The sequence below is a fragment of the Shewanella sp. 492 genome, from assembly GCF_059338445.1.
On sequence record NZ_CM181702.1, the window covers coordinates 2,641,949 to 2,657,448 of the forward strand.

Below are 15,500 nucleotides of genomic sequence, written 5' to 3' on the forward strand. Positions count from 1 at the left end.
TTTGTTCATTAGCTAGCCCGATAACTCAGCCGTTATGATGACGGTTTATGTCGGTCTAAATACCGCTGTAACAAGCGACGAATGCGTTCAGCTTTAGTCCCATAAACCAGTTGTACGCCACTTCCGACCATCACCACACCCTTTGACCCCAGTTGTGCTAGGCGTTGCTTATCCACAAGTTCGGCCTGTTTAATGCCTATCCGCAGCCGAGTTAAGCAAGCACTCAATCCACTGATGTTATCTTTACCACCTAAGGCTGAGATCATGGCAATGATGCTTAGAGGTGGTGCCGATTGTCCTTCTACTCGCCCAGGGGTTTTCAAATTAAAGGTCATAATGGAAATACGAAACACCAGATAATAGATCACTGCCGTCAGCGGGCCTAATACCCAAAACCAATGTGTATTATGTGACAATCCAAACAATAAGGTAAAATCCACCAGCCCATGGGAGAACACCACACTGTGGTGAATATCTAAGGCAATAGCCACCGCATAGGCAAGCCCGGTCATCAAGGCATGCACTAAAAACAATAATGGCGCGACAAGCATAAAGGCAAATTCGACGGCTTCGGTCACCCCAGTTAACCAGCTTGCCCCCGCTGCTGAGAGCATGATTCCTGCGACGCGATTACGCTCACTTTTATCCGCGCAGCGCCAAATAGCCAGTGCCGCAGCAGGTAACCCCCACATTTTAATCAGATAACCACCAGCTAAATGACCTGCTTTAGGATCGCCCGCTAAATAACGGGCAACTTCGCCCCTCACAACTTCGCTATCGGTAGCATATTGCCCCATTTCAAGATAAAACGGCGCATTCCAAATATGGTGTAATCCAAATGGGATTAATAGCCGCTCAACACTACCGTAGATAGCAAAGGCCAATACGGGCTCTTGATACACGGCCCAATCTGAGACGCCCTCAATCCAATGAGATAATGGCGGCCATAGCAACAGGGCACCATAGCCCAACCCCATGGCAATAGGTAACATTAACAACGGAGCGCTACGATGGCCTTCAAAAAACGAGAACACTGCAGGCAGTCTAAGCCGCTCGCTAAGCCTAACCGCGATGCAGGTCACTGCACCAACAACAATACCACCAGCGATACCAGTGTCGAACGTTTGCGCCCCTAATATGCTCTGCGCATCAAATTGATGTATATCGACCCACGCCGATAAACTGGCAAAAAATACGCTATAGCCAAATACTGCAGTAAAGGCGGCAATCCCTTGATCACGACAAAACCCTATCGCTATGGTCACCGCAAATAGCATCGGCATCATAGCGAAAATCAACTCACCTATGGCTAACATTACAACGGCACTATTGGCCGAAATAAACGCAATAGGGTTGAAAGCTAACCCCACCATCAGCCCTGCTGCAGGTAAAATCGCGATGGGCAATAGCAATGACTGGCTTAGTCGCTGGGCAAACTTAAACCATTGATGACGGAGTTGTTTCAACCGACGTGATTCGGTGAGGCCATTAATAGCCATTGACTCAACCAGGCTTTAGCCGCGAGCTCGGGCTCCATGGTTTCACAAGCATCAAGCTTAAGTAGCTCACCGACCCTAGTAGCACCTAATTCAGTTAATAGCTCATCAAACTTAATTCCTGCATGGCAGAAAGTCTCATAACTTGAGTCACCCAAGGCAATGACCCCGTAAGCTAACTTAGGTAGATAAGGTGCTGCCTGTCGCAGCGTCTCAAACCAAAGATTAAGCTCGTCTGGAATATCCCCCTGTCCTGTAGTCGATGTAACGATGAGTAGCAACTCATCTTCTGGCGGCACAAAGCCCGTCAAGGTTTCAGGGGCGCTAAGCATCACAGGCCATTGGGCCTCGACAAGTTGTGCTTGTAAGGTTTCGGCCACAAACTGGGCGTTACCATAAACAGTTCCAAAAACTAGATTAACTTTTTTCATTTTTTCTTTAGCCCTCGGCACAGAATTTACATATAATTCAAACAATACTTTATTGAAAGCTTGATAGCTACACTAGGTTATTGAGTTTCAAGGATCAATTAGATGCGACACTCTAGCCGAAAAAAACATCTAAAGCATGTTCAACGAAGCGCTCATATTAGACGCATGTGTTATTTCAGAACCGTCCACACTTTCGCCCCGCTGCAACCATACGAACTGACTATCAAGAAAGAAACTGAGTTGTTAACCCATCAGACTGATAAAGATAAACAAGAGTGTAAATAGCTAACCGGTCGTTAGTCCTGTTCTAGTCATAACCAGTAACTTATCTACGGCGCAGAGCACCGACTGACACTTACCGATGAGTATGACTAAATAAACACCTTCAATGAAAATACCTTACGCACTGACACTTGTTTTTATTCAAGGTGGCGTAAGGCATTTGATGATAACGGTAAAATATAGTGGGCAATGAGCGGTATTACACCAACATAATTAGCGTGCGATCAGTAAGCTTGGCTTATCAGACAACAATTCATCATTCCAACCAAAGGCCTCAAACAAGGTCAACCACTCTGGTTCTAACTCGGTTTCGACACTCATAGGCTCACCCGTTCTTGGATGAGTGAAGCTTAATTTTTTAGCGATAAGCCATAAACGATTGATGCCAAAGTGATCCCTAAAAAAGCGATTTTGCTTACCATCACCATGGGTGGTGTCACCCACAATTGGATGACGCAGATGCGCCATGTGCCGGCGAAGTTGGTGTTTACGTCCCGTATGAGGCGTTAACTGCACCAATGCGTAACGACTGGTAGGATAGCGTCCTGAAGCATAGGGTATTTCACAGTTTAGCAGAGGCTGGTAACTGGTTTGCGCTTCTTGAGCCGCCTTATTAGGGTCGACATCCTTATCGCCCAGCTCATCAAACTCCTGTTTAAGCGGATAATCCAAGGTATCACCTTGCAACATATTTCCACGCACTATGGCTAAATAGTGCTTTTCAACCGCTTTTGAGGCGAATTGCTGACACAAAACATTAGCCATTTCACTGCTTTTAGCAAACAACAATACACCCGATGTTGGCCTGTCTAGGCGGTGTACCGGAAACACATGGCAGCCGACTTTGTCACGCGTCATTTGCATGGCAAAAAAGCGTTCTCGGCGAGCAAGATAGCTGCGATGCACCAATAAGCCAGCGGGCTTATGGATCACGACCAGATCTTCATCCTCATAAAGAATAACTATCTCTGGCGCTGAGTCTGCGGCACTACAGGTTTCATCACAGAGCATCGCTTGCGGATCGACTATTGGATTATCTTGGTTCACTTAAACACTCATCTAATTGATTAATAATGCTAATTAACGTTCGCAGCTCAATGCGGTGCTGCCATACGTATTCAGCCATCGGTGCTAGCGCAATATTAGTTGGCAAAGGAGCTCGCTGGGCCACAAGCTCATTCATCTTGGGAATAAAAATAAATTGCAGCCAATGCTCAAATGGCATTGACTCACAAGCAAACGGCGTAGGATCGGCCATGGCCTGCGCTGACGGTGGCTCATCAGCCCATAACGCCTGCGCTTTTAGTTCCTGCGTAATGAGAGCTAATTGCTTTTGGGTAAACCGGTACAACATTGTAATTTCCTAGCATCATTGACGATGGATCTTGTCTCTAGTGACGGATATCTTGGCTATTTTGCGCCAAATTATACCATCTCGGTAGAGTTCTCCCTATAATAACGGTCATTGAAATCTAGTCCTCACATGTAACGGCATTCTAACTCATGACTGAAATCACCACTCTCACCCAATTTTTAACCACGGCCAACTCTCAATTCGAAATCTATGATCTAGGCCGCCGGGTACAACATATCGATAAGTTAGCATTTTCCCAAATTGAGCAGCTAGCAACGCCTTACCCTTCACCTATTCAAGGCCATGCTCAATTTGCATTGGTTTTTTGGGACGCATCAAAACAGTATTACATCTGGTTTTTAAAACTCCCTCTTGATGAGCGAGGCTTGCTCTCTCCTGCGCCAAGAACCCAATTTATTAGTATGGTGCTTGAGGCGTTGGGCAGCGATCCCACCCAGCCCATATCTGAAGAGCAACAAAATAGACTGGCCAATCACCCTTTCGCCTTTAAGCCTAGCGCCGAAAAGCTGGCGCTGTTTAATGCTCTAGTGAGAAAGCAGCTCGGCCAAGTGGCTTCTGCGCAATATGAATTTGCCTATCAATACCTCTCCGGCCAAGTGGATACCAGCCGCTGGCAAGATGTGGGTTTGCAAGGGATTGCCGATATTTGTGTTCACGCCGATGAACTCGATCACCAAACTCAGATTGAAAACGCTTTAGAGCACGGTGCCATAGAGGTACAAATCGCTATATGTCAGCAATTAGAACATTTAACCCTTTCTGCCGAATTTGCAGAGCGCTTACTGGAGAAACTCTATAGCGTAAAGGCTGAACATAAACTCTACTTTATGCGCGCTTTAGCATCTCAAGCTAAATATTCTCAAAAAGCCATTCACTACTTTGCTCAGCACGACCGTTTAGATAAAGAGACACTAATTACCATTGCCGCTCGCAATTGGATGGCCCTAAAAGACGATCAGACCCGCACTCTTTATCTCGAAGCCCTTGCAAAACAAGATCAACACTTCTTTAACCAAATTTTTGCTGATATCGTAGCTATTCCAGCGATTAGAGCCGAGCTATTAATGGAACTCCGTAATCCTAATCGCAGCACAGTACTGTCTGCCGCAATTGGTGGATTATTTAAGGTAACGAAAGCATGATGACAGACTTTTTATTGATTGCGGCGCTCGTGATCATTGCCGCCTTTTTCTGGCAATTAAGACAGATGGCTGAAGTAAGCCGTTTGTTTGCCAGTAGCGAATGCAAAAAACAACGAGTGCAGTTTTTGGCTATCGCCATGGAATCGGCTCGCCCCAGCATAGGCGGTAATAGTGGTCTCACATGGAAAGCTAAGTTTCTATTGGATTTTAGTACCGACGGCCTCAATCAATATCAAGCAACTATCTGGATGCATGGAAAAAAGATCCAAAAAATTCAGTGGCCAATATTTCCTGAACCCGAATGGTTAGATGCACCACAAGCCAGCGGCTCTATTGGCGGCGGTTGCGGTAGTCGTGGCGGCTGTAAACCCAATGGCTGTAAATAGCACTAAGCCTATAAAACAGGCTCAAAAAAGATAATGCGAAGCTGAACTCAATCCAGGCGATATGTGAAAGTCTCCAAAAAAAAAGCGCGGCTCAATAAAGAGTCGCGCCTTGTGTCTTTCGCTAAGCTATCCTGCTATGCCTGTGCTCCCTGCACCATCCATGGGTTCGAATTGCTCCTTGCCTCTTCCCTGTATCCCTTGCATCCTTGTACTTGACGTACTGTCCCTTTACTTGGTCATCCTTTTACCAAGTTTGCTTACTCCTTAAGCATGTCCTTTGTCGTCCTTGTGCTTCCTTGCTACACACTCCGTGTCTACTGCCATCCTAGGCAGAGCGCGTTCATCCATGAATATTCGGCCTTCCTTAGTCTGCTTGCACTCATCCTGAGCGCTACATCCTTGCCACTCCTAGTATGCTATCAATCCTAACAGCACTGAATCATCCTGATTCATTGTCCATAAGCATTCATCCTTGAACACGATCAATTGTAAAACACCGAGAAATATTTTGACCGGTAATAACCATTAGCATTGCCATAACAAGCTATCTTAACCAGCCAAACCGTTAATAACCGTATGAAAAAATTGAAAATTAAAATCAAAGATGAGTTTTTATCTAGTGGTAACTCCCCAAAGTCTTACGCTGTTGTAAGAGATAGCTCACAAGATCACGAGCAGATGTGGGTTTATACACCAATAAATGTTAACAACATAGCAGCTGTTAACTCGAGAAGGCCAACATGCAATGACGAGAGCAGGCCTATATTTAACCAAAGAAAAAGGCGCACTAAAAAGTGCGCCTAGTATACTTTTGTTAGCCTTCCTGCTATCACACTGCTCCCTGCTTCATCCCTAATGCTGCGGCATCCTGCCAGCTCCAAACAGATCCTTTAACATCCTAGCTGTTTTTCCTGAGTTCAATTATTCCGTTTAACTGAACCGCTCATTCCATTAAGCATTGGTGCATCCAGCAAGACAATCCTTGTACTAAAGACTTAAGTCGTTATTCCTTATTGTCACATCCCATGTCACTAGAGTGCATCCTGACTCCATCCATCACCATGTCCCAAGCACTTCATCCTGAAGTCATTTAAGGTGTGACTTAAGCTCAATTCCTTAACTGCGGTTATTATAAGGCCAAGCTTTGTTCTAGCGTACGATGATAAAAACAATCATACTCAACATGCTAGGGATAACCTGCAAAAAAATATAATTTAAGCCATTGTTTTATAAAAGCTTACTATGTAAAAACCCCATAAAACACTCAATGAAAAAGTTAATCACTCACATCATTGTAAGAGATCTCTTACATCTAGATGAGAGATAAGGAGTTAACCGCCACAAAGCAATTCGCTCGATAAAAGCCATTAGCCCAAGCTATTCTTGTTATTTGGGTTTAATTTTATATAACGATTTTACCCACTGCGTAAACATCAGCCAATCTGCCAAAAAACTGTATATTGGGTGAGTAAACGTCGCGGGGCGATTATGCTCAAAAGCATAGTGTCCTAGCCAAGCTGGACCATAGCCCACAATAGGAAGCAGTAATAACACCCAAACGTTACCCAGTGAGATTGCTAAGGCGATTAATAGTAATACCAAAGTACTACCAACATAATGCAGCGCACGACACATAGGATGCTGATGTTGTGATAAATAAAACGGGTAAAAATCGCTAAAACGGTGTAAAGGCTTATTCACTTTCGGCGCTGCGATAAAATAACAGTTCGCCCTCTACACCGTCGATATCCAAGCTTTCTATTGCGGCAAACCCCAGTTTGGAAAACAGATGAGCATGTTTATCTTCGGTTACAAACACACCAATGCCATCAAGCTTTGGTTGTTCATCACACCAACTAATCACCGCCTCGACTAACCACACTCCTAAGCCTTTATTTTGTTCTGTTGGTGTCAACGCAATAAATTGCAAGATACCACAATGAGTACTGGGTAAGTGTTCTAGAATGGAGTCTTCTTTGTTCATTAACGCTTGAGTTGAGCGCCAGCCAGTACTGATTAACATTTTTAGTCGCCAATGCCAATATCGTGCTTCACCCAGAGGCACTTGCTGAGTCACAATACACACTAACCCAACAAGTCTTTGATCATCAAACAGGCCAATTAACGCTTGCTCTTCTTGCCACAATGTATGTAATTCTTCGCGAATTGCCCCGCGCAACTTTTGTTCATATTGCGCTTTGTCGCCTTGATATAAAGCGGCCATAAAAAAAGCATCATCATGGTAAGCGTTATATAAGATGGAAGCGGCGATGCGAAGATCTTCAGCGGTTAAATATACAGCCTTATAGCCATTGAGGGTCTGTATGGGGGCTTTGCTATTCATTTCTGAATGTCCAAATTAGCGGTCAACCTTTCCAATGTAACAAAAGTGTTAATTAGTGCAAAGCATAATCTTTGTCCGCCTAATCTGACTAATATCTGCATCCACTTCGAAATGTAATAAAAATTTTCAGTAGATAATTTACTGGCATACTGATTACGCGCTGCAGGCTACAGTGCATAGGGTACTGACAAACAGGTTCATAATATTTCAGTAACTTAATCATTTTGTTCCATACTCAATGAACTGATTCGATATTAATTAAGGAGCCCAAAATGGATATCACTACACCCAATCTCAATAGTTTATTTGCACAGCTAGGACTACCTAATAGCGATCAGGCGATAGCAGACTTTATTGCGCAACACAAAATGGCAGACAATATCCATATTGCTAACGCCGACTTTTGGAACCCATCTCAACGCCATTTTATTAAAGAATCACTCGAAGAAGATGCGCAGTGGACAGAGGTGATCGATCAGCTAGATGCGCAGTTAAGAGCATAAACTTGCAGGTAAAGAGTAGATAGACTTGGCTCGATATCGTATAACGAGCCAAGTGTCTAATAGTCGTTATGGCCTTTATCATTTCGCCATGTGACGTATAGCGGGATCAAGATGATTAACCCTTTAACTGAGTAGCCATGCTTAGAGGTTAGCATAGGCCGCATCGCCCCAACCAGTAACCTTGTTATCGGCTAAGACTATCGGCGTACATTCATCTTTAGTAGTCGTACCATCTCCTCTGATGCGCTGGGTACGATAATAGAGTATGGCGACCTCTTGGCCTTGTTTAACATAGGCTTCAGTAAAATCAGCCGTGCCCATTAGTGAAATCACTTGCTCTCTATTCATGCCGATGGCCAACTTCGACAAATTTTCCCGATTTTGTGCTTGCGTGGCTTGCCAGCTATGGCCCTTATCCCAGCCGCCCTCTTCGTCGCCAATATTGATCACACAACCTGACATTCCAATGGTTGATGCTGTCAAAATAATCAAACTCAGTAATTTTGTTTTCACTTTAACTCCCTGTTTATCTATTATAATCGACATTAATTACAGCAAAGTGCATGCCAAACAACTATCTATATGAATAATAATGTTTTTTATTTGGTCGGTTCTTTTAATGGATACCATAATTGCTAAAAAGTAAGGAATTTCACTCATTATGACTCCGATCGAACAGGTCGTTGCAGTGGCAAAAGCGATTGTCGACTCCGGCAAGACACCTAGTCTGGCACTGATAAAATCAAAGCTGGGAAACGCATTGCCTATGCCAGTGCTCATTCAAGGCATACAACGTTTTAAGGCGTTATCTAAGGAAGAAGTGGCGGCGCTTGATGCAAGCTATCACCTGCCCGCCGTGGTAGAGCAGTCCGCCAGTGCCGAGACCGCCTTAGCGCAATTGCAGCAACAAGTGCATGCCTTAACACAACAGCAACAGGAGTTAATCAATAGGATCTCCGCCCTAGAAGCCAAACTCACACAGCGAGATAACCATTAATGCACGTCGTGGAATTAAGATTTGAATGCTTCGATAACACCACCATCACCGCAGCAGAACAGGCTATCAATGGGCTTCTCGAAGCTTACCGTGCTAACGGCCAAGTCCTTGGGCGCGAATTTGCCGTGGCATTTAATGACGGGGAATTTCGCGTACGTCTGCTGATGCCAGAAAAAAGCAGCCTAGCAAAACGCTATAATAGCCCATGGGTCGAGCACGCCTTAGCTCAGCTGACCGAAGCAAAACTGTTGCACCCTCGCGAAAAGTATATCGGCCAAGATATCAATTCAGAAGTGACCAGTACAGAGACGCCCAGTTGGCAGCTAATTTACACCAGTTACGTGCATATGTGCTCCCCACTTCGCAACGGTGATACCTTACAACCTATCCCGCTATACCAGATCCCAGCCACCTTTAATGGCGATCATAAACGTATCATTAAATGGCAAACTGAATGGCAAGCCTGTGATGAACTGCAGATGGCTGCGGCCACCAAAGCCGAATTTGCCGCACTTGAAGAGTTAACCTCGAGCGACAGCGACCTGTTTAGACGAGGTTGGGATCTGCGCGGCCGCGTTGAATACCTAACACACATCCCCACCTACTATTACTTATATCGCGTTGGGGGCGAAAGTTTAGCGTCTGAGCAACAACGGCCATGCCCGCGCTGTGGCAATCAAGACTGGTTACTCGATGAGCCCTTATTAGATATGTTCCACTTTCGGTGTGATGACTGCCGTATTGTCTCTAACATCTCATGGGATCACCTTTAACTATTTAAAAAATAGCTTTAGTGAACTCACCTCAACAGGCTCATCAATGGGGCATACATTGATGAGCCAGATTGACTTAGCAGTACTGTTAACGTTAGCCTGCAACATAAACCTTTAGCTTTTACCTCTGAGATTGGCCCACATGGTTTTAATCCGCTGCCATATCCCCGGATGGTCAAGCTCGGGCAGAGACTCTTCAATATGCTTAACCGGCGGGCATACTCTGGGAGATAACGCATCGATAAACTCATTTAAACTCTCGGCTAACCGTTGATGAGGCACCTGCCCAGGGATCTCCAGCCAGACACTGCCGTCATTATTATCGACCACCAACATCTGATCGCCTTCGTTAAGCACACCAATAAACCAGGTGGGACTCTGTTTCAATTTTTGCTTCATCATTAAATGCCCAATCAAGTTTTGCTGTAAATATTCAAAATCTTGATGGTTCCACACCTGTAGCAGTTCGCCTTGCCCCCAGGCAGAATCAAACATTAACGGCGCCGCATAGTAAGCCCCATAAAAGGCATTTATGCTGTGATGCAGGCTCAACTCTAAGGCATGTTCAATATTATTAAAGCCGCCGGGGGATTGCCGCTCAACAGCCAGCCAACGCACAGCAACCTCTGGACGATTCACCACATGGGCTTTATCTTCGCTTAAAATGCACTCAGAATCTTCACCTTCAGGGTAATATCTAGGCGGTTCAGCTAGCTTTTCAATATAACTTTGGTGGTAAACGTCAAAAAAATTATCTAAAGCAGGTAAAGAAGACACTTAGCAGCAGTCCAAAATTTGAGTATAATGTAAGGCTATTTTGACATGGAAATCCACTCGATGACACCAGTTCATGACCCATACAGTGATGCTCCCGCCCTTGCAGAATTAACCTTAGGTAAATCGACGGGCTACCAAGCACAGTACGATGCCAATTTATTACAGGGCGTGCCGCGTAAACTTAATCGTGATGCCATTGATTTAGGCCATCAATTGCCATTTCATGGGGCCGATATTTGGACAGGTTATGAACTTTCATGGCTCAATGCCAAAGGTAAACCCATGGTTGCCATTGCCGAGTTCTGCTTAGATGTGAATAGCGCCAACTTAATCGAATCTAAGTCGTTCAAGCTGTACCTCAATAGTTTTAACCAAACTAAATTCAACAGCATTGAACAGGTGCAGCAGACATTAACTGACGATCTTTGCGCATGTGCTCAAGGAGAAATCTCGGTTAAAATTATCGAGCCAAAGCACTTTGGTAGCCAAAGAATCGTTGAGCTTCCCGGTACCTGCATCGATGATTTAGATATCGAAGTCGATGATTATGATTTTAGCAGCGACTACCTTATCGACAGCACCGATGACAAAAGTATTGTCGCAGAAACCTTAACCTCAAACTTGCTCAAGTCCAACTGTTTAATCACCTCACAACCGGACTGGGGCACAGTGATGATTCGCTATCAAGGCCCTAAGATTGATCGTAAAAAACTGCTGCGTTATTTGATTTCGTTTCGTCAGCACAACGAGTTTCATGAACAGTGCGTTGAGCGTATTTTTGTGGATCTCAAAAAGTTATGCCACTGCGCTAAATTAACCGTGTATGCTCGCTATACTCGCCGAGGAGGGCTCGACATTAACCCTTATCGTAGCGACTTTGAAAATCCACCGGAGAGCCATCGCCTCGCGCGCCAATAGTCACTTAGCCGCTTGCTAGCAAAAGCGAGAAGCCAATAACCGTGACGGTTATTACCCAACGACGTGACTACTCAACGATTTGATTTATAAAAAGCCCGTATGACTAACGGGCTTTTTTACTACTCTACTCCACACCAGTATCCAACACTCGCTAGATCCTTGGCGACAGAATTCACGCACAGCCAATGCCGCGTACTAACAAACACACCCATGATAAAGAGCTTAAGAACAGCGTAATAATTGCTGCACGTTCAGATGCCTTGCCAGCAGCATCGGTCTGTCTTTAGCCTCAGATTGAGCATCTGTAGCCTTAGCGCGCTCAAGGCTTAGTGCAAAGCGATACTGCGCATCTAAGTGGCCTAACACCAACTGCCAACTGTCGCTCGACCGTTTCCCCTGCTCATCATGAAACGACAAGGTAATATTGCGCTCAATCTGAGCTTGCATCCCCTCACGTAAAGCACGGCTTGCACACGCTTGATTATCGACTTGCAACTGACTATCTGGCGCTGAGTCCTGTTGGTGAGCAACTATCTGTATATTTTCAGTTTGAGTAACCCTTGGTAGTGAAGTTGATTCAGCATTCATAACATCATCATGCTGTCGCGAGTCAAAGGCAAAACTAAAGGATTTAAGTGATAATGCTAGCCCCAAGCCCTTAGCCTTGATATATGACTCTTTAAGCGCCCACAGATCGAAAAAGCGGGCTCGTTGCTGCGCCAGCGGTAAATCCAGTAGGCTATCGGTTTCATCACGAGTGAAATAATGATTTAAAATAGGGTAGATATTGGTGCTCTCACGTTGGCGCTCAATATCAACCCCAAGCGAGAGCCAGTGGTTAGCATGAGCGATGGCCACCAGCAGATAATCGCCACTGTGGCTGATATTGAACAATAACGGACAACGGGCGAAACAAGCCGCGGACAACACAGGCTTACCTTTATCAAGGTAAGTAAACTCCCATTGCGAAGGAGCAATTTCAACTCCCATGTCACGGGCGTACAGCGACAATATAGCGCGTAAATAACTGCGTACCAGTAAGCCTTTCACGCGCGCATCAGGCTGTATAAAGCGGTCGGCTTTGGCTTGCTCGTCATCAGGTAGCCAAAAGCGCAATTGCTGCAACTGTGTTTGCCTTACCCCTTGAGGCGCCAAATCACAAAAATAGAGGGTCACTGCCGATAAAGGCTGAGATAAAGCAAATGCGGACACGATAGCAAACACCATGAGAGAACATATGCCCTAGTATAACCTCCTCCGGTGGCATTAATCGCGATGAGTTTGCAGCAAAAAGCACTAATTAAGGATTAAGCACACCGAAAGGTTAATACGTTTAACTTCCCCTTGCCTTCATCTCCCTCGTGTTCTCGATGCTCTACATTAAGCGGCGGTATAAACGCTGTATAAACTCAGTGGCGGGTTAACATGAGTGATGGGATAAAAATAAGTAATGAGATAAAACAAATGGCGCTCTTAAGCAAGATTAAGCGAAAGCGACGCTCCCCTATACGTGACGGGACCAGCGCCGTGTATTCAACGTGCTGGGCCCTTTATTTTTCTAGCCTATTTTTTATCTAGCCAATCGAGCAGCGATTAATTACAAGCTTTGATGCGGGCCAAAGACCTCGTAATGCAACTGACTAGGCGCTATGCCAAGTGCTAACAATTGTCGCTTTACCTCAGCCATAAAGGGCACAGGCCCACAAAAATAGTACTGCGCATGAGGGAGTAATCTGCCTGCAACCTTGTCCAACTCGATAGTACCAGTAAACTGATAATCCTCACCGATACGGTCATCACTGCTTGGCTCGCGATACCAGGTATAGGCCGCTAAAGGCTCATAACTAGCCGCTTTTTGCTTAATATCTGACTTAAAACCATGAAACGCCCCAAATTCACAGGCATGTAACCAAGTGATGTCGCTGTGATGCTCAGAGCCCATCAACTGATTAAGCATGCTCATCATTGGGGTCAGTCCCACACCCGCTGAAATCAACACCGCTGGCGTGTCATCATCGACCGCCAGCACAAAGTCTCCCGCGGGTGGGATCACCGCCAGTTCATCACCCACATTAAAGCCATCATGCAGTTTAGATGAGACTAAGCCACCCACTTCACGCTTAACACTGATCCGATAGCTACTGCCATTGGGGGCATCTGACAACGAATACTGGCGAATTTCTTGTTGCTCAAAATCGCTATCTTGTACCTGCACACTTAAATATTGCCCTGGTACAAAATCCATAACCGCTTGGCCATCATTTGGAGTGAGAACAAATGAAGTGATCACCTCAGACTCTTGCTGCTTGGCGGTAATCGTAAAAGCCCGCGTCCCTTTCCAGCCACCTGCTTGCTCGGCACGAGTTTGATAAAGCTGACTCTCACGGCCAATAAAAATATCGGCTAATACCCCATAAGCACGACCCCATGCATCGAGTACTTCATCGGTTACTGCCTCGCCGCCCAACTCTTTTAGCGTGGCTAACAGATGATGCCCAACAACTTGGTACTGCTCTGGTTGGATTAAAAAGCCGGTATGTTTTTGCGCGATGCGCTCCACTGCGCTGCTGAGCACTGCTAAATTATCGATATTTTTCGCATAAGCCGCAACCGCATTAAATAGCGCGACTGGCTGACCACCATTATGTTGATTGGCTAAGTTAAATGTATCTTTTAATTCAGGATTGTGCTCAAACATACGCTGGTAAAAATGGCTGGTTAACGCGGGGCCCGCAGACTCTAATAGCGGAATCGTGCTTTTGACGATTTGAATAGTTTGCTTATCTAACATAGTGCGACACCTTTAACATGTAAATAATATATATTTTTACGGATAATAAAGATGTATTTGATTTAGATCAATGTTTTTAAACAACCTCGACAAAGTAAGTTAAACTTATCGCGCTAAAATGCCATCAAGGCGCCACGACTTAATAAGATAGAACACCAAGGATGTCGACAAACAGAGCGCTGCTAATCGACACCGTCGCACACAGTAACCTTGCTAAACGGCAGCGACAAAAGCAATTTCAACCAAATAGTTAGGGTCGGCAAGCTCAGCCTTTATACAGGCTCGACTTGGCGCACACCCTGCGGGTAACCAGGCATCCCACAGTGCATTAAAGGTGGGGAGGTAAGTAAAGTCTGTAATATAAATCGTTGCCGACAGTAAACGCGAATGATCGCTGTTAATGTGCGCCAATGTCGCTTCTGCTTGAGCAAAGATCTGTGACACCTGGCCTGCAATATCCGCGTCGGTATCGGCTGCAATTTCCACAAAATGACCAATACCGTTATACACAGTGGCATCTGACCAACGTGTTGTGGGATTGAGGCGTTCAATTTTCATACTCTGTGTCATTAATAACTCCTTTAATCGATTATTAGCTCGCTATGGTAATGTCATTAACTGACTTGGGCTAGCGGCCGTATAAAAATAGCGCCTTAAGTAACATCAAAGCGGGATTGGCTTTGACAAGTATTTTAAGAGCGCGTTTAATGGCGCAGTACAAGCATACCTCATAAGCAAATGGCATGACTCATGCCACTAACACACGCTATGCCCTCTACATAATTTAGACATTTAATAGGTACTTTACATGCAAACAGCCGATGACTTTATTCAACAACTCGAACTCGAACAACATGTTGAAGGTGGTTACTATCGATCCTCTTTTCGCTCACAAAGTGATTTCGATGCCACGCGCTCACTGTGGAGCAGCATCTACTTTTTATTGCGTACTGGTGAGGTGTCGCATTTTCATCGCTTAACTTCTGATGAGATGTGGTATTTCCATGCGGGGCAGTCATTAACTATCTATATGATTGATGAACAAGGTGAATTAACCACGGCCCAGTTAGGTCTCGACATCGCCGCGGGTGAACGTCCACAATTTTTAGTACCCAAAGGCTGCATTTTCGGCTCGGCGATGAACCAGCCCGGGTTTTCACTGGTCGGTTGCATGGTTTCACCTGGGTTTACTTTCGATAATTTTGAGTTGTTTAGTCAACAAACCCTACTCGCCCAATACCCGCAGCACCAAACCATTATTGAGCGCCTGAGTCGCCCTGAATAA

General features: G+C 45.1%; 18 protein-coding genes. 7 read left to right on the forward strand and 11 right to left on the reverse strand.

Going from position 1 to position 15,500, the window contains the following annotated elements; all coding sequences use genetic code 11:
• Positions 1 to 32 precede the first annotated feature (32 nt).
• The 4 genes from AC5YBX_RS11700 to AC5YBX_RS11715 form a co-directional block, all read right to left on the reverse strand.
• Positions 33 to 1,499 carry a PTS transporter subunit EIIC gene (locus AC5YBX_RS11700; protein WP_494523723.1) on the reverse strand — a complete coding sequence of 489 codons (1,467 nt, stop codon included), beginning with the start codon at positions 1,497 to 1,499 and terminating at the stop codon, positions 33 to 35.
• On the reverse strand, positions 1,463 to 1,927 hold the full coding sequence (locus AC5YBX_RS11705; RefSeq protein ID WP_494523724.1) for a flavodoxin: 465 nt from the start codon (positions 1,925 to 1,927) through the stop codon (positions 1,463 to 1,465). Before AC5YBX_RS11705 ends, AC5YBX_RS11700 begins: the two co-directional genes overlap by 37 nt.
• Before the next feature lie 495 nt (positions 1,928 to 2,422).
• The gene (truC, locus tag AC5YBX_RS11710) at positions 2,423 to 3,220 is read right to left on the reverse strand and encodes a tRNA pseudouridine(65) synthase TruC (protein WP_494524817.1); all 798 of its coding nucleotides are present in this window, start codon (positions 3,218 to 3,220) and stop codon (positions 2,423 to 2,425) included.
• Positions 3,221 to 3,242: 22 nt separating this feature from the next.
• Positions 3,243 to 3,563, reverse strand: coding sequence for a YqcC family protein (locus tag AC5YBX_RS11715; protein ID WP_475514390.1), 321 nt, complete (start codon positions 3,561 to 3,563; stop codon positions 3,243 to 3,245).
• Positions 3,564 to 3,712: 149 nt separating this feature from the next.
• On the opposite strand from AC5YBX_RS11715, the gene AC5YBX_RS11720 reads away from it, so the two are divergent.
• Together AC5YBX_RS11720 and AC5YBX_RS11725 are read left to right on the forward strand one after the other, a co-directional pair.
• Positions 3,713 to 4,726, forward strand: coding sequence for a DUF3549 family protein (locus AC5YBX_RS11720; RefSeq protein ID WP_494523725.1), 1,014 nt, complete (start codon positions 3,713 to 3,715; stop codon positions 4,724 to 4,726).
• On the forward strand, positions 4,723 to 5,112 hold the full coding sequence (locus AC5YBX_RS11725) for a DUF3301 domain-containing protein (RefSeq protein WP_494523726.1): 390 nt from the start codon (positions 4,723 to 4,725) through the stop codon (positions 5,110 to 5,112). Before AC5YBX_RS11720 ends, AC5YBX_RS11725 begins: the two co-directional genes overlap by 4 nt.
• Before the next feature lie 1,386 nt (positions 5,113 to 6,498).
• Here the strand turns inward: AC5YBX_RS11725 and AC5YBX_RS11730 are convergent.
• Positions 6,499 to 6,813, reverse strand: coding sequence for an Mpo1-like protein (locus tag AC5YBX_RS11730; protein ID WP_494521338.1), 315 nt, complete (start codon positions 6,811 to 6,813; stop codon positions 6,499 to 6,501).
• Entirely contained in the window at positions 6,806 to 7,456 is a 651-nt protein-coding gene (locus AC5YBX_RS11735) for a GNAT family N-acetyltransferase (protein WP_475514394.1), read from the reverse strand. The genes AC5YBX_RS11730 and AC5YBX_RS11735 overlap by 8 nt, the downstream gene beginning before the upstream one ends.
• Positions 7,457 to 7,728: 272 nt before the next feature.
• Here AC5YBX_RS11735 and AC5YBX_RS11740 point away from each other — a divergent pair, with 272 nt between their 5' ends.
• A complete protein-coding gene (locus tag AC5YBX_RS11740) occupies positions 7,729 to 7,959 on the forward strand; it encodes a DUF2789 domain-containing protein (RefSeq protein ID WP_475514395.1) in 231 nt (76 codons plus the stop codon).
• Positions 7,960 to 8,100: 141 nt separating this feature from the next.
• Here AC5YBX_RS11740 and AC5YBX_RS11745 read toward each other — a convergent pair whose 3' ends face one another.
• Positions 8,101 to 8,505: a DUF3192 domain-containing protein gene (locus tag AC5YBX_RS11745; protein WP_475514396.1), complete on the reverse strand. Its 405-nt coding sequence runs from the start codon at positions 8,503 to 8,505 to the stop codon at positions 8,101 to 8,103.
• Between the two features lie 115 nt (positions 8,506 to 8,620).
• Between AC5YBX_RS11745 and AC5YBX_RS11750 the strand changes: the two genes are divergently transcribed.
• On the forward strand, positions 8,621 to 8,956 hold the full coding sequence (locus AC5YBX_RS11750) for a hypothetical protein (RefSeq protein ID WP_475514397.1): 336 nt from the start codon (positions 8,621 to 8,623) through the stop codon (positions 8,954 to 8,956).
• A complete protein-coding gene (locus AC5YBX_RS11755) occupies positions 8,956 to 9,729 on the forward strand; it encodes a Zn-ribbon-containing protein (RefSeq protein ID WP_475514398.1) in 774 nt (257 codons plus the stop codon). The genes AC5YBX_RS11750 and AC5YBX_RS11755 overlap by 1 nt, the downstream gene beginning before the upstream one ends.
• Positions 9,730 to 9,843: 114 nt before the next feature.
• On the opposite strand, the gene syd is transcribed toward AC5YBX_RS11755, so the two are convergent.
• On the reverse strand, positions 9,844 to 10,506 hold the full coding sequence (gene syd, locus AC5YBX_RS11760) for a SecY-interacting protein (protein ID WP_475514399.1): 663 nt from the start codon (positions 10,504 to 10,506) through the stop codon (positions 9,844 to 9,846).
• A 60-nt stretch (positions 10,507 to 10,566) separates the two neighbouring features.
• On the opposite strand from syd, the gene queF reads away from it, so the two are divergent.
• Positions 10,567 to 11,424: an NADPH-dependent 7-cyano-7-deazaguanine reductase QueF gene (queF, locus tag AC5YBX_RS11765; protein WP_494523727.1), complete on the forward strand. Its 858-nt coding sequence runs from the start codon at positions 10,567 to 10,569 to the stop codon at positions 11,422 to 11,424.
• 222 nt (positions 11,425 to 11,646) lie between these two features.
• Here the strand turns inward: queF and AC5YBX_RS11770 are convergent, their stop codons facing one another.
• The 3 genes from AC5YBX_RS11770 to AC5YBX_RS11780 form a co-directional block, all read right to left on the reverse strand.
• Complete coding sequence (locus AC5YBX_RS11770; protein WP_494523728.1) at positions 11,647 to 12,636, reverse strand: 4'-phosphopantetheinyl transferase family protein; 990 nt, start codon at positions 12,634 to 12,636, stop codon at positions 11,647 to 11,649.
• 385 nt (positions 12,637 to 13,021) lie between these two features.
• Positions 13,022 to 14,215, reverse strand: a complete 1,194-nt coding sequence (gene hmpA / locus AC5YBX_RS11775; RefSeq protein ID WP_494521333.1) for an NO-inducible flavohemoprotein — start codon at positions 14,213 to 14,215, stop codon at positions 13,022 to 13,024.
• Positions 14,216 to 14,428: 213 nt separating this feature from the next.
• Complete coding sequence (locus AC5YBX_RS11780) at positions 14,429 to 14,785, reverse strand: RidA family protein (RefSeq protein ID WP_494521332.1); 357 nt, start codon at positions 14,783 to 14,785, stop codon at positions 14,429 to 14,431.
• 238 nt (positions 14,786 to 15,023) lie between these two features.
• On the opposite strand from AC5YBX_RS11780, the gene AC5YBX_RS11785 reads away from it, so the two are divergent.
• The gene (locus tag AC5YBX_RS11785; RefSeq protein ID WP_494521331.1) at positions 15,024 to 15,500 is read left to right on the forward strand and encodes a cupin domain-containing protein; all 477 of its coding nucleotides are present in this window, start codon (positions 15,024 to 15,026) and stop codon (positions 15,498 to 15,500) included.

What these genes read in the sequence shown, in the direction of transcription:
- AC5YBX_RS11700 (WP_494523723.1), bottom strand. Translation starts at nt 1,499, where the DNA reads ATGGCTATTAATGGCCTCACCGAATCACGTCGGTTGAAACAACTCCGT.
- AC5YBX_RS11705 (WP_494523724.1), bottom strand. Translation starts at nt 1,927, where the DNA reads ATGAAAAAAGTTAATCTAGTTTTTGGAACTGTTTATGGTAACGCCCAG.
- truC (WP_494524817.1), bottom strand. Translation starts at nt 3,220, where the DNA reads ATGCTCTGTGATGAAACCTGTAGTGCCGCAGACTCAGCGCCAGAGATA.
- AC5YBX_RS11715 (WP_475514390.1), bottom strand. Translation starts at nt 3,563, where the DNA reads ATGTTGTACCGGTTTACCCAAAAGCAATTAGCTCTCATTACGCAGGAA.
- AC5YBX_RS11720 (WP_494523725.1), top strand. Translation starts at nt 3,713, where the DNA reads ATGACTGAAATCACCACTCTCACCCAATTTTTAACCACGGCCAACTCT.
- AC5YBX_RS11725 (WP_494523726.1), top strand. Translation starts at nt 4,723, where the DNA reads ATGATGACAGACTTTTTATTGATTGCGGCGCTCGTGATCATTGCCGCC.
- AC5YBX_RS11735 (WP_475514394.1), bottom strand. Translation starts at nt 7,456, where the DNA reads ATGAATAGCAAAGCCCCCATACAGACCCTCAATGGCTATAAGGCTGTA.
- AC5YBX_RS11740 (WP_475514395.1), top strand. Translation starts at nt 7,729, where the DNA reads ATGGATATCACTACACCCAATCTCAATAGTTTATTTGCACAGCTAGGA.
- AC5YBX_RS11745 (WP_475514396.1), bottom strand. Translation starts at nt 8,505, where the DNA reads ATGTCGATTATAATAGATAAACAGGGAGTTAAAGTGAAAACAAAATTA.
- AC5YBX_RS11750 (WP_475514397.1), top strand. Translation starts at nt 8,621, where the DNA reads ATGACTCCGATCGAACAGGTCGTTGCAGTGGCAAAAGCGATTGTCGAC.
- AC5YBX_RS11755 (WP_475514398.1), top strand. Translation starts at nt 8,956, where the DNA reads ATGCACGTCGTGGAATTAAGATTTGAATGCTTCGATAACACCACCATC.
- queF (WP_494523727.1), top strand. Translation starts at nt 10,567, where the DNA reads ATGACACCAGTTCATGACCCATACAGTGATGCTCCCGCCCTTGCAGAA.
- hmpA (WP_494521333.1), bottom strand. Translation starts at nt 14,215, where the DNA reads ATGTTAGATAAGCAAACTATTCAAATCGTCAAAAGCACGATTCCGCTA.
- AC5YBX_RS11780 (WP_494521332.1), bottom strand. Translation starts at nt 14,785, where the DNA reads ATGACACAGAGTATGAAAATTGAACGCCTCAATCCCACAACACGTTGG.
- AC5YBX_RS11785 (WP_494521331.1), top strand. Translation starts at nt 15,024, where the DNA reads ATGCAAACAGCCGATGACTTTATTCAACAACTCGAACTCGAACAACAT.